The organism is uncultured Algoriphagus sp. (assembly GCF_963974835.1).
GTDB lineage: Bacteria > Bacteroidota > Bacteroidia > Cytophagales > Cyclobacteriaceae > Algoriphagus.
In genome coordinates this window covers 78,565-90,952 of sequence record NZ_CAXBET010000011.1, presented here as the reverse complement: position 1 = coordinate 90,952, position 12,388 = coordinate 78,565, and the positions used below count along the sequence as shown (strand labels likewise).

General features: G+C 39.7%; 13 protein-coding genes. All 13 read right to left on the bottom strand.

What is annotated here, in order from left to right; all coding sequences use genetic code 11:
- Positions 1 to 89: 89 nt before the first annotated feature.
- On the bottom strand, positions 90 to 734 hold the full coding sequence (locus AACZ73_RS18265; protein ID WP_339880099.1) for a sigma-70 family RNA polymerase sigma factor: 645 nt from the start codon (positions 732 to 734) through the stop codon (positions 90 to 92).
- A gap of 382 nt (positions 735 to 1,116) precedes the next feature.
- Positions 1,117 to 3,096, bottom strand: coding sequence for a conjugal transfer protein MobC (mobC, locus tag AACZ73_RS18260; protein WP_339880098.1), 1,980 nt, complete (start codon positions 3,094 to 3,096; stop codon positions 1,117 to 1,119).
- Between the two features lie 9 nt (positions 3,097 to 3,105).
- Positions 3,106 to 4,323 carry a relaxase/mobilization nuclease domain-containing protein gene (locus tag AACZ73_RS18255; RefSeq protein WP_339880096.1) on the bottom strand — a complete coding sequence of 406 codons (1,218 nt, stop codon included), beginning with the start codon at positions 4,321 to 4,323 and terminating at the stop codon, positions 3,106 to 3,108.
- A complete protein-coding gene (locus tag AACZ73_RS18250) occupies positions 4,324 to 4,710 on the bottom strand; it encodes a mobilization protein MobC (protein ID WP_339880094.1) in 387 nt (128 codons plus the stop codon).
- A gap of 188 nt (positions 4,711 to 4,898) precedes the next feature.
- Positions 4,899 to 5,114: a hypothetical protein gene (locus tag AACZ73_RS18245; protein WP_339880092.1), complete on the bottom strand. Its 216-nt coding sequence runs from the start codon at positions 5,112 to 5,114 to the stop codon at positions 4,899 to 4,901.
- Between the two features lie 90 nt (positions 5,115 to 5,204).
- Positions 5,205 to 6,341, bottom strand: a complete 1,137-nt coding sequence (locus AACZ73_RS18240) for a BamA/TamA family outer membrane protein (RefSeq protein ID WP_339880090.1) — start codon at positions 6,339 to 6,341, stop codon at positions 5,205 to 5,207.
- Between the two features lie 207 nt (positions 6,342 to 6,548).
- The gene (locus AACZ73_RS18235; RefSeq protein WP_339880089.1) at positions 6,549 to 6,782 is read right to left on the bottom strand and encodes an acyl carrier protein; all 234 of its coding nucleotides are present in this window, start codon (positions 6,780 to 6,782) and stop codon (positions 6,549 to 6,551) included.
- A 52-nt stretch (positions 6,783 to 6,834) separates the two neighbouring features.
- On the bottom strand, positions 6,835 to 7,695 hold the full coding sequence (locus AACZ73_RS18230; RefSeq protein WP_339880087.1) for a DUF2306 domain-containing protein: 861 nt from the start codon (positions 7,693 to 7,695) through the stop codon (positions 6,835 to 6,837).
- Positions 7,696 to 7,936: 241 nt separating this feature from the next.
- On the bottom strand, positions 7,937 to 8,281 hold the full coding sequence (locus AACZ73_RS18225) for a hypothetical protein (RefSeq protein ID WP_339880086.1): 345 nt from the start codon (positions 8,279 to 8,281) through the stop codon (positions 7,937 to 7,939).
- 109 nt (positions 8,282 to 8,390) lie between these two features.
- Positions 8,391 to 8,840 (bottom strand): DUF2147 domain-containing protein, encoded by a 450-nt coding sequence (locus AACZ73_RS18220; RefSeq protein WP_339880085.1) that lies wholly within the window; start codon positions 8,838 to 8,840, stop codon positions 8,391 to 8,393.
- Between the two features lie 5 nt (positions 8,841 to 8,845).
- Positions 8,846 to 9,628, bottom strand: a complete 783-nt coding sequence (locus AACZ73_RS18215; protein WP_339880083.1) for an SDR family NAD(P)-dependent oxidoreductase — start codon at positions 9,626 to 9,628, stop codon at positions 8,846 to 8,848.
- Positions 9,629 to 9,746: 118 nt separating this feature from the next.
- The gene (locus AACZ73_RS18210; protein ID WP_339880081.1) at positions 9,747 to 11,912 is read right to left on the bottom strand and encodes a molybdopterin cofactor-binding domain-containing protein; all 2,166 of its coding nucleotides are present in this window, start codon (positions 11,910 to 11,912) and stop codon (positions 9,747 to 9,749) included.
- Complete coding sequence (locus AACZ73_RS18205; protein WP_339880079.1) at positions 11,905 to 12,372, bottom strand: (2Fe-2S)-binding protein; 468 nt, start codon at positions 12,370 to 12,372, stop codon at positions 11,905 to 11,907. The genes AACZ73_RS18210 and AACZ73_RS18205 overlap by 8 nt, the downstream gene beginning before the upstream one ends.
- Between the last annotated feature and the right edge of the window lie 16 nt (positions 12,373 to 12,388).

Below are 12,388 nucleotides of genomic sequence, written 5' to 3'. Positions count from 1 at the left end.
TCAAAACAACGTCTAAAAAAAGTTATTTTTTTTTAACAAACACAAATTTTCTTTTGAATAAGAAGTAAATACCCAATTAAATCACCACACTACGGTAGTAAAGCAGTAAAAAACAAAGGAAGAAATCCTAGCGAATCCCGTAAACTTTTCAATGCTTTGTATACCAGATCTCTGGCGGATTTGGAATCAGACAGTCCCATCAGTTCGGATACCTGCAGATAGGTTAAACCTTCAAAATAGATATAATAAATTGCCTCTCTTTTTCTTGGGGAAAGTCTTTTCAGTGCTGCATTAACTAGTTGAGTCTTTTCTAGATCAATTTGCTTATCGATCAAGGTTTGTTCATGTGAAAAGGTAATTTCAAAACTTTCATTTGGAATCAAATCTTCTTTTAGGTTTGTCCAGGTTTTCAATTCCTTATAAATCCTTCTTTTCAGGCATTTGAATAGGTAAAATTTAATGGAGGAAGTTTCTCCCAAGGATTTGTAGTTCTTTTTTAAGTCCAGAAAAACATCCTGTATGGCATCCTTTACCAGGTCTTCAGAATTATTGATTCTATATCCATAGCTATACAACACATCAAAATATCGTTTATAAATTGTAATAAAGGCAGAATTGCTGCCTGATCTAAATAAATCCCAGAGCTCTTTCTCAGCTGCGGGGGAAAGTTTTTGAGAAGGGGTGCACACCTTCCTTTCCACTTCCTTGAAGGAAGAAAGTAACTGGTTATCCATGTACATAGGGGGTTTATTATCAATTCAATTAAGCCAATATTTATTGAAATAAAAATTTGGCAAGTGGAGATTACTTTGTATATAAAGCCTTTAGAAGCATCTCTCTTGTATTTAAGAAGAGTGAAAAATAGCTGCTAAAAAAAAGATAAATGATACTGATGCGATATACCATTCCACTTTATAAAAAGTTTAAAAGATGTCCATCTATGCCTTTCAAGAATTTTACATGATAATGAGAAGATCAAAATTGACTTGGAAGTCCTGTTTTAACGGGTGTCCAAATCAAGTCCTGATAAGGTATTACAAGCCTTATTCAGTGTAAGAACGGATGACTGAAAGCTCGATATTATCTATTATTTCCTATTGTAACCAAATGAATATCCTATCCCCTAATAATCAAATGCCCTAACTCTGGCGTGTCAAACACCCGTTCCATTTCCATTCTAATAATCTCTTCAACATCCCTTTTAATGCCCCTGTAGTTCTCCTCCACCTCCTCCTGTGCAATGTCCCGAACTAGAGGTATTTGCTGGTAACTCTCTTCCTCTAATTTCAGCGCTTTATGATCATTAACGATCTCTGCATGAAAAGCTTTCAAAGTTATCTTCTGGTCTGGGGTATCGGCTACCATCCCCACAAACTCCCCTGAAGAAAGTGAAGCGATTGTAGAAGAAGGAACAGCCTGATCCAGTTGGGTAGACTTACTTAAAGACGTTTCTGAACTGTTGATCGAGATACTCTCGCGGTTTTGAATGATCCTACCAAACCGTTCTGAAAGCTGCTTGGCCGTATCCCCTAAAACCTGTCCGCTGATGAAATTCCCTACCGTATTCATAATTACATCTGCTTGTTCCCTCCCATAATCCTTCCGAAGCTGGCTGTAATCCTGTACCCCCAAGCAGGTAGCTACCTTATTGGATCTGGCCGTGGCGATCAGGTTATCGATTCCATTGAAATAAATCGTAGGAAATTCATCAAACACCAAACTGGATTTCAGTTTACCCTTTTGGTTGACCAGTTTGACTACCCTGGAAATATAGAGCGATAAGACAGCTCCATAAACCTGCTGTTTTTGTGGATTATTCCCCATGCATATTATTTTCGGTTTTTCTGGATTGTTCAGATCAAGCGTGAATTCACTCTCTGAAAGCACATAATACAATTGGGGGGAAGAAAGCCGTGCCATAGTAATCTTGGCACTGGCAACCTGTCCCTCAAGTTGGTCAAAAGCCTTTTTAACCAAAGCGGAAACAAATGGATTGACAAGAACCTCAATTTCCGGCTCTGTTCTTAACACGGTAAACAGCTTCTCATAATCTACCTGCATTAATTCAATAACATGGGGTAGCGTACAGAATTTTCCATGCCTGTGTTTTTTGAGAAACCAGATAATTGCTGTAAGAAAATTGATCGGACTTTCCACAAAGAAATCTCCCTGCTTTTTGATCCACTCCCTATTCAGCCCAAGCATAATAGTACGGGCAGCTTCAGAAGCATCAGTTATATCCAACATTGTATCCGGCTCTAATGGATTGCAGCGATGGGTATGGGAAAGTCTGTCAAAATTGATGGTATAGAACTCGGGCTTTATCCGATACCCTGCAAAGTTATTTTGTAACGTATTATACGCAATGCGTGAGAGGTCATCATACTTGAAGTCATAGACAAACATGGAAAAGCCTTTTTTAATGTGCTGGGTAATCACATGACGGATCACAAAGTAACTTTTCCCTGAACCAGGTGTACCAGCCACCAATAAAGCACGGAATGGATTGATGATGTTGATCCATGATTTTCTGACCTTATCCTTAAGCCGGTAAAGTGCAGGAAGGTTAACCGAGTATTCATTTTCCAAATGGCGCTCCTCCTGAGGAAAAGTCTCGTTCAAATGATTAAATACCCCCTGATCAAAACGGTTCTTCAATAATCGACTTAGAAGAGCCCCTCCCCTCAGAATAAGAATGAACCCTAGACTGGTAACAGTTATGTAAATAATACTTACCGTATTCTCAATAAATGAAAGATATAAAACAAAAAAACTGCCCGCATAGCTTACCAATCCACAGATCAGCGGCCAGAGTATCTGAGCAACTCTGAGTTTATCATCCTTCTTGCCTTTCGCTCCAATCAATGAAATAAGCAAAAGCACCAATGCAAATACTTTGGAAATATACAATTCATTAAACAGGCCTGTATCCTGAATATTGACCAGAAGCCTTTCTAAAATAGGATGCGTAAGTCCCCATTGATCGAACGTATGATAACAGTAGTAATAGCAATGCAGACCAAGCATTCCGATACTTGCCTTTCTGGTTAGGTCGATAATCTTTCTTAACCCCTCGGTGTTTTCTCCAGTTTGCATAGCCAACGTTTATTGAATTCGCTTCTTTCGCCGTTTCTTTTTCTTCTGCCTCAACTCATAAGGGGTTGGATCTTCGGGTTGATAAGAATTTAACGAAATATCCAGGCCGGGAATTCTAGTTTCCCGCTCATTTTCCTGCCCATTTATTTTAACCTCCCTCTCTGTTTCCGATGAATCAGGAAGCACATGATCCTTCGAAAATCTAACTGATAGCGCATTAGCGGATAATTCCTTGCACAAGGCCGAACCATTGAATACGCATCGGTTTACGTTATCTATATAGGTCACCCCGTATAGCCTTCCCTCATCATTAATTCTTACCATCGGTTTGATTCCTTTAGTCCTTAGTCCGGAAGAAAATTCTTCCAAGGAATTGCAGCTTTTCAACACATCTTGAATTAAACCCCGAAGCGTTTCCCTATACTGCACCCTAGCTTCTTTGTTCCGAAGAAAAAGCCTTTCCAGCCTAACCAAAGTGGGCTTGCAATAAATTGAACTGGCTTTCACTGGAACTCCTACCCGGTTCCCTGCTGAATCCAAAACGGTGTATACCAGACCTTTATTTTTAAACATTTCACTATCCTTTTCACCCCGGTATGCACACACATTGAATTGTCCCAAGACTGCATTCAGCTCAGGCAGCGAAGTAAATTGATACGAGCGTATTACCTCCTGAACGATATTGGAAATGGAAGCTTTGGTTTCCCGTTCGCCATATACAGCTTTCTCCAATGGCTGTAGCAAATTGACTTTTTGCTTGCGCTGCTCTTCTGCCTTTACAAGTTGGTATCGATCCTCAATTTCCTTTCGGGTCTGTTCTGAAAGAATTCTGCCTAGGTTATGCGTTTCTATGCGCTTTCCCTTAGTAGAAATATTGGTAGTCACTATATGCACATGGGGATGCGCTGCATCAAAGTGCTGATAAAGCAAATAAGGCTGTTCCCCAAATCCAATCCCGACAAGGTAATCAGTAACAATCTTTTGGAGTACAAACTCATCCACCTTATCCTTTGGAGAGAAATTAAGTGAAATATGGACGGCGTTTGTTCTCGTCCGCTGATTTAACCTCTGTACCTTTTCAAAGGCCTGTATTTTTGATGCAACTGTAATATTTTTACCCGCAACCCCTCCCATTAGAATCAGTTTTGCCTGTCCGTTATTAACCTTCTGTTCATTGTATCGAATCACCCCTCCGATAGTCTTCCCGGTACTGATTTTCGCAACCAACTAGCTGAGCATTTTCAGCCCTTCAATCAAGCTGTGTAGCGCGTCAATTTTTGCCTTTGTTCGCTCAAAATGAGGTAGCAATTCCTTTATAAAAAAAACACGTTCTTTTGGATCAGCCTGCATATGAAAATAGTGTGTAACCTGGTTGATATTCACTCCTATTTTATTCAGTTCATTTCTCAATAATCCAAGTTCAACGAGGACTTTTTCCAATGACTCATTTCGCGTGTTAATGGTGAGCTTTCTTTTGAAAAGCACCTCCCTTACCAGCTCACTTACCGTCTGACAATAGACATTCCTTTTCAGCAGAATTTCCAATTTCTTTACCTCAGTTGGAGTGAATCGGATCGTCTTTCGTATTGGGTAGTTTAACGTTCTCTTTTTCATATTCCGAGGATTATAAATTTCGACTTCGGAGAAATTTTATCCCTTCCGCAACTCCGGCAGCGAAGGGCAAGAGCGGATTGGCGTCAGACAATCCTACATCTTGCTCATTGCCAACACGCAATGCCAAGCTTATCCTCAGCAGAAGATCGAGTTGTTCAATCAGTAAGCTATTAACCTTGGCAAAAGCCTCAGTTTTCAAGGTTCCAAACCCATTCGTCTGCAGCCATCACCCAGTCACGGATAGCGGTACCTGATTCATTACACCAGTCCATTCCGTGGTAATAGAAATAGAATACTTCCCCTTCGGAAGCCGGGACTTGAAGGGAGTTAAAGTAGGCCTGTACCTGTTCCAGTGTAGGCGGAACATTTCTGGAAAAGTTGAGATTCTGAGCTTCGAGATTCATAACGAGTATTGTTTTTGATGAAGCTCAAAAGTGTGTCAGTGTATGTTGGAAAGATCACACTGAGATCAGAAGGAGGCAAATACTTTCAACTTAAAAAGCCTCTCCTATATATAGGTAAAATCCTCCTCCTTCTCGGGTAAAAGCATAATCTGCTCTTATGAAAATATCCTTTTTAGGAAAAAGCAAAAAGCGCAATCCGGCTCCTGCACTGCCTGTAAAATTCCTCAATTGTAGACTTTCATGAGACGAAAATACAGTTCCGGTCGAAGCAAAAACAGCAGCTCCTATCCTCTTGCTAAACCCCAATGGTAGTGGCAAAAAGCGATATTCAATCTGTGTTGCCACGTAATTATTATCTCTGAATCTTCCTTGGTAATACCCTCGCATCAGGTAAGGTCCTCCCAGCTGAGGCAACTGATTGAAGGGCACACTCCCGGTGGTAAATTGTCCCAAAAGCTGCATGGCCAATACCTGGTTCTTTCGAACAGTTTTGAAATAGCGGGAATCAGAAGTGACAGAGGTGAAATTATACTCACTTCCAAGTGATTGAGAATAATTGAGAATTGCCAGTTCAGAAAAATAACCTTCCCTGACATTGAGTACATTGTGTCTGTTATCTATTAGGAGTCCAAATCCCAAACCAAGGTTACTGGATCCCTCACTCCCAATTAGCTGATCACCGGAACTTATCGGCTCAGGATTTGAAAAAGAAACATCGGAATACCGATTCAGCTCAAATTCCAAACCTGCATAAAAATTTCTTGTAACTTTTCTCAGCACCCGCTCTTTCACCAGAAATTGAAGTGCATCAACCTTTTGTTCATTTGCAAGTTGGGAGTCAATACCAATACCATAAAAAGACATAGGAAAGCTTTGAAACTTAATATTGCCAAGAAAAAACCATTTATTCTTATTTGAATAAAGTGCATGTTCCACAAATCCACCGTATTGATTTTCAATGGTATAAAACCCTTGGGCTACTATTTCACTCAGCCGATTTAAGGTGTCACGGTTAGAATAAAAAAGGTATAAACCACTTGCTCCAAATTCCCAATTTGTTTCAGGAGCATAGGCAATTAAAGGATAAGCGATAAATTGAGGTCTGGAAATGTCAGCAGTATCGGTGATAAAGCCTTGTACGTAACGCCTTATAAATGAAGTACTTTGAGAAAAAACATCACTGACAGAAGTACACAATAATAGCACAACAAAAAGGCTATACTTCATAAATCAGAGCGGTAAGAATATAAGTATTAAACATTTTTTAAAATAATTGTGGAAATAAACTAAAGCGTGCCCGTCGTTTATTTAAGTAAACTTCAACATGTAGCCTATTGTATTGATTATAGGCTTTCAAATGAAAAAGAGACACAATAGAAAGCTTCAAGGTTAGAACAATCATACCTGAAAGTTCAAATCGGTTACTATGCCGGATTATGCCTGCATGAGGGATTGAATAAGATGAATTGGGTGAGTCATATTATAATCTATTTCCTTCTTAAGATCTACCTGAAGGGTAAACTCCAGTTCAAACACCAGTCCATTGATAAATACATGATCCATATTCAAATCCTTGTACAGATTAACTCTTTTGCTTTCACCAAATAAACTGATTCCATACAGGTGAAATACAGTTACTAATTTTCTGAGTTTTGTGAATTGCTTCATATTACAATGTATTTCGATTATACTTTTCAAATAAACAGAGCACCTATCTATTTTACTTCAAGGAAAACCAATCAATAATTATTGGACCCCATGAACGTAGGGTAATATGGAAGGTACCAAGTAGTATTATACCGATTGCAAGGATCAATAGTAAGGAGGCGATCCAACGTAAAAAGACATTAGAATTAAACCGGTTAGCTCTAATGAATAATTCAGCGACTAGCAAGTTGGGCACATAGAAGAAGAAGTTCATGATCTGATCAAAAGGTCCGGTAAAATCTGCCCCACGCCCAAATCCACCTGTAAGTATGGTCCAGAATCCGTAGTCCATCCTATAAATCCATGAGCCAATAGCCAAGGCATACAATCGCAATGCCCATGCTCTATGATTGACAAAACGGCCTTTCCTTGCGAATCGGTAAGTCTGGATGGCAGCTACCCCCATCAATAATCCATAAAGTGCGAAACCTATATCCATCATCAACCCTCCTACCGTTCCTCGCATTAGAATAAAAATCAATCCCCCTGTGGCCGCGAGAAGGCTCGAAAGAAGGTAAACTATTCCTATCCATCGATGTAGGTATGGGAACTTTACACGTACCTTATCAATAAGCTGGATACTACCCAAAAGCAATATGATTCCACCTGCCGCAAAATGAAACCCTATTCCGGTGTTTGCTGCTACAGAATTTTCCTGATACAAATTTGGAAGGATATGATTCCACCTGGTCATATCTCCCTGGTAATATGCCGATGCATAAAAAGCTAAGATATACATCCCAAATAAGGCTGCACTGAGCCATACTACTGCTGCCAAAGTAATACCTGACCATTGAAGTACAACTGAACTAACTTGTGATTTCTTCGATTCAGGAAGTAAATCATGGGTGGAATCATGGAATGCTCTGGACATAATAATATTATAAATCGGTAAATTATTCAATAGGCATTTTTCCCCTCAGCTCAGATGTATTATTAGGCTTCCTTACTTCCAAGAAGAAAAACTGATTAAACTATTAATGAGGGTTAGATGAAGTTGAAAACATAAACTTAGCTTTCAGTTTTTAGTTGATCCCCTGTTACCAAAAAGCAGGTAACGATTTCAACAATCTAATTTTTAACTAGTTGAGTAAATCATTCTTTCCAAAATTGAGTTAAAACTTAAATGGGTACTTCAAATAAATCATGAACAAAGGCATTGCTAGAAACGGGATTTCCAACAAAGCCATTTTATAGTTTCCTCCATTAAGGGAAAGAGCCATAATCAATAGTATGACCATGGCGTGAAGAATGTTGCTTAAAAGAAAGGTCTGTGGAATAAGAAGCATCAATCCAAGAAGAATGGAAAAAACTCCGAAATAAGGCATCAACTCTTTGGAAATACCAAGGTCTGCCATCATCTGTGTCTGCTGGGCGTTCGCAGGTTGAAAGGCATCCCACCCGTGTTTGAAACTAAGGAATGCGGAAATCAAGATAAGCACTGTACTAACGATTTTCATAGAATTCAATTAATTGATTAATGGTGGTTATCAACCCCTTCCCGATAGAAAACAGTCCCAGGAAATGGTTGAGTTAACATAAAACTGTCCTATTTCATCTAAGTAGAGATTAGGGATCAACTTTTCTAAACTTCATTGTTTTACCTAGTATTGAAAACCCTACATATCCCCTAAGATCCATTTCCATGGCATTATTCAATTTGGCTGTTACACTATAGGTTCGACCTTCTTCTGGATTATATAGTTTACCACCAGAATACTCTCCATCTGAATAGGTGAGATCAGTAATATTGGTAATCCCGAGTCTTGATCTATCCCGAAGCAATTCATCGGGATTTTTGAAGTCTTTTTTAGGGGTTATACCGTCCTCCTCGTACATATTAGAAGCATAAAGAAGCTTACCAAAGTACCTTTCCCCTGATTTGTAAAATTCAAATTTCAGTTTTGGATCCGAATCATCACTTTCCCAAACACCCAATATGGCATTTGCGGGCAAACTTTGAGCAAACGACAGCACGGTTATAATTAACATGGCGGCCGTGGTAATAATTTTCTTCATAGTAGTTAGTTTATCTTATGTAGAGCCTGGAATTTTTCAAACTCCCTGTGGCCAAATTTTAATAGAAAATTGGGGGCTATTCGGCTGGCTAATTTTATTACTCCAGATAAGCCCGGTCTGATTTCAAGTTTTCCCTTGTTCAATCCTATTAGTACCTCACTTACCATTTTATCCACATCCATCATTTGGCTTTGGTCAGGCTGGATCAGCCAGTTATTTTGAAGGTTTGTGTTTACACCAGGGGGGACTACTTCAAATACTTTTACAGAAGAATTTTCAAGCTGTAAACGAAGGGCTTGAGTATAGGCATGAACACCTGCCTTGGATGCACTGTAAACCGGAGCTAAGGAATAAGGAATGTAGGATATAGCAGAAGAGACGTTGACAATTGCGGAAGATTCTTTTGACAATAAATGAGACAGAAATTTATGGACCATGTGAATAGTCCCTTTGAGATTTGAATCAATCTCTTTGGTAATATCTTCCATTCGCAGCCAATAATCCTGAACATCCAGCAACCGCATTACTCCCGCATTATTAATAATCATATTCAATGATGGAAACTGCTTGGTCACTTTGAAGAACAGTTCCTCAATGTCCTCGGTCTTACTAACATCACTTTGAAAAGTATATACTTCGGAAAACATCTTTTTGACTTGCCTTAGACCATCTTCTTTTCTGCCTGTGACGATGAGTTTGGCACCTTGCAGTTGCAATTGTCTGACTAGTTCCAAGCCAATTCCACTGGTTCCACCGATAATTAGGATTGTACATTTTTTTAGGTCCATTTCCTAGTTTGTTAGTGCGTAGATAGTTAAAGGTATTTGAGGAGGTCGTTTTAGGGAAAACCATTTTAGTTGTATTACCAACTTTTATAAATCAGTATTTAAAAGTGATTCTACCCCTTCATTTGGATGTAGTATCAAATTCGCCTTGGAGTGGCAATATCCGAAGTCGTAATCCAGTCAAATTATAAATTGCATTTGCGATAGCAGGTGCAATTGGTGATATAGGCGGTTCTCCAACACCTGAAGGCTTATCAGATCCTTCATGCATGATCACTTCTATTTCAGGAGTATGCATTAGGGTTGCGACTTTATAATTATGAAAATTGGTTTCCACAAATTGGCCATTCTCAATTGTACCCTCTTCATATAGACTGGCACTGATTGCCATCATAGTCGCACCTTCTACTTGCTGTCTTATGCCTTCAGGATTTATGATTTTCCCAGGGTCAATTGCCTGGTAAACCTTAGTGATAATAATTTTTCCACTCTCAATTTTCAACTCCACCACTGCCGCAGCAATTGTTTTATGATCATCACAAACAGCTAATCCTCGTCCCAGATTTTCTGGTTTGGCTTCGTACCAAGAAGACTTTTCTGCCAGAACTTCCAACAGCTTTCTTCTTCTAGTTAATTGCACTGAATCTCCACAGTAATCAAGTCTGAATTGGAGTGGGTTTACCCCAGCATTATGCGCCAATTCATCCATAAAGCTTTCAATGGCAAACGTATTTGCGAACATGCCTACTCCCCGCCACATGCAAGTTTCGAATGGTAGCATACTTTGCCACATAGTTGTCTTAATACTATCAATTGAATAGGATATTCTGGCTCCGTGACCTGCCACTATAAAATCAGCACCGAGAATTGGAGGTACAAATTCAGGTACAGCCATAAAACCCATAGGGCCAGTGGCAAGCTTATGTTCAAGTGACAGGATTTGGCCATTTTTATCCAACTTACCCTGAAGGATATGATGGGTATTGGGTCTTACAAATCCATTTTGAAATTCCTGCTGTCGCGTAAAAAGAAGATGTACTGGTTTGCCTACCGTCTTGGAAAGGATAGCTGCTTCCACTGCATTATGTTTAAATGTCTTCCTTCCAAACCCACCTCCCAAAAATGCAGGAATCATCGCAATATTTTCACTTCTGAATCCCAAGGCATCTGATAAGGATTGCTGCATGAAAGGGAGATGCTGATGTGAGGTTATAACGGTAAGCTTTTCACCCTCTACATTCGCCACAACAATACTCGGCTCCATACAGGCATGAAATCCAATAGGTGTTCTAAACTCGCTTTTTAATTGTTGGTGATAATCAACTCCAGCTATTCCTTCCTTTTGGATCGTTACTTCAGTTCCAATTCCCACTGTAACTGCTTCTATTGTATTTTTGGTAGAGTAGTCTGGATCATAATCCCAAGAAACCTTTATCCTTGAAAGTGCATTTTCTGCCTCAAATCTAGAATTGGCCACTACTCCTACCCACTCTTTCTCTTGGATGACTTTTAAGACACCCACCAAATTCTGGGCTCCTTTTAAATCAACACTTTTTAATTTTCCACCTATATAAGGACAGTACATAACAGCACCGAAAACCATACCGGGCAGGGTGGTATCAATCCCATAGATTGGTTTCCCCAGCACTTTGTCCTTTACATCAATTCGCTGCTGCTCTTTGCCCACATACCTGAAAGAGCTTTCCGGACGAAGAACAGGAGTTTGTGCGGTTTCCCATACGGTAATTTGTCCTGCAAGCTCAGCATAGGTCATTTCTTTACCGGTTGAAGAAAGTACTCCATCTTTACTTGTGATTGATTCCAACGGAAGCCCCCATACTTTCGACGCCTGAAGTTTTAATGTTTCCCGCAAAGTGGCCGCAACTTCACGAATACTGACATACAAAGAAGATGTACTGTTACTCACACCTGTATTTCCGATAATGCCATTTAAAGTGGAAGCATGAACCACGTTAATTTTATGCAGTGCAATATCCAATTCTTCGGCAGCCAACATCGCAAAGCCAGTGAAAATCCCCTGTCCCATTTCTACTTTAGGGGATTTCAAGGTCACTGTATTATCTGAATTAATTTCAAACCATAATTGATGGTCAAAGTCAGAAATTCCAGAAGGCATTTCCATTTCCGCAATAAAGTCACTCAATTCACGGCGGATAATGGATCTACCAAAGTAAAGTAAGGCTATCGTCCCCCCCATTCCCGTGCTGGCCCTGATCAAGAATTTCCTCCTGGATATCCCTTTTTGATTATTAGTTGGTTTAGCCATTGTGCTTTAGTTTGGATGCATAAATAATTGCTCTGATAATTCGGGGATGTGTACCGCAGCGACAGATATTGGATATATTATTCTTTATATCATCGATTGTGGGAGTTGGGTATACCTCCAAAAGCTTGGCTGCAGCCATCATAAAACCCGGCTGACAGTAGCCGCATTGCGGCACCTGTATTTCCATCCAAGCCTGCTGTATAGGATGCAGTCGGGCTTCATCTTCGGAGAGCCCTTCTATGGTGGTTACTTCTTTACCCTCAGCCATTTTTAAAGGATAAGAACAAGAGCGCACCAAATCTCCATCTACAAAAAGGGAACATGCACCACACAATCCCTTCCCACACCCAAACTTTGTCCCTTTTAGATTTGCAAGGTCTCTAATTGCCCATAACAAGGGCATTTCAGGATCTGCGTCCATAATGAAAGGTTCTTTATTGATGATTACATTTACCTTCATGAGGATTAAAATTTAA

Coding starts and splice junctions, on each gene's coding strand:
- AACZ73_RS18265 (WP_339880099.1), bottom strand. CDS start 734: ATGGATAACCAGTTACTTTCTTCCTTCAAGGAAGTGGAAAGGAAGGTG.
- mobC (WP_339880098.1), bottom strand. CDS start 3,096: ATGCAAACTGGAGAAAACACCGAGGGGTTAAGAAAGATTATCGACCTA.
- AACZ73_RS18250 (WP_339880094.1), bottom strand. CDS start 4,710: ATGAAAAAGAGAACGTTAAACTACCCAATACGAAAGACGATCCGATTC.
- AACZ73_RS18245 (WP_339880092.1), bottom strand. CDS start 5,114: ATGAATCTCGAAGCTCAGAATCTCAACTTTTCCAGAAATGTTCCGCCT.
- AACZ73_RS18240 (WP_339880090.1), bottom strand. CDS start 6,341: ATGAAGTATAGCCTTTTTGTTGTGCTATTATTGTGTACTTCTGTCAGT.
- AACZ73_RS18235 (WP_339880089.1), bottom strand. CDS start 6,782: ATGAAGCAATTCACAAAACTCAGAAAATTAGTAACTGTATTTCACCTG.
- AACZ73_RS18230 (WP_339880087.1), bottom strand. CDS start 7,695: ATGTCCAGAGCATTCCATGATTCCACCCATGATTTACTTCCTGAATCG.
- AACZ73_RS18225 (WP_339880086.1), bottom strand. CDS start 8,281: ATGAAAATCGTTAGTACAGTGCTTATCTTGATTTCCGCATTCCTTAGT.
- AACZ73_RS18220 (WP_339880085.1), bottom strand. CDS start 8,840: ATGAAGAAAATTATTACCACGGCCGCCATGTTAATTATAACCGTGCTG.
- AACZ73_RS18215 (WP_339880083.1), bottom strand. CDS start 9,628: ATGGACCTAAAAAAATGTACAATCCTAATTATCGGTGGAACCAGTGGA.
- AACZ73_RS18210 (WP_339880081.1), bottom strand. CDS start 11,912: ATGGCTAAACCAACTAATAATCAAAAAGGGATATCCAGGAGGAAATTC.
- AACZ73_RS18205 (WP_339880079.1), bottom strand. CDS start 12,372: ATGAAGGTAAATGTAATCATCAATAAAGAACCTTTCATTATGGACGCA.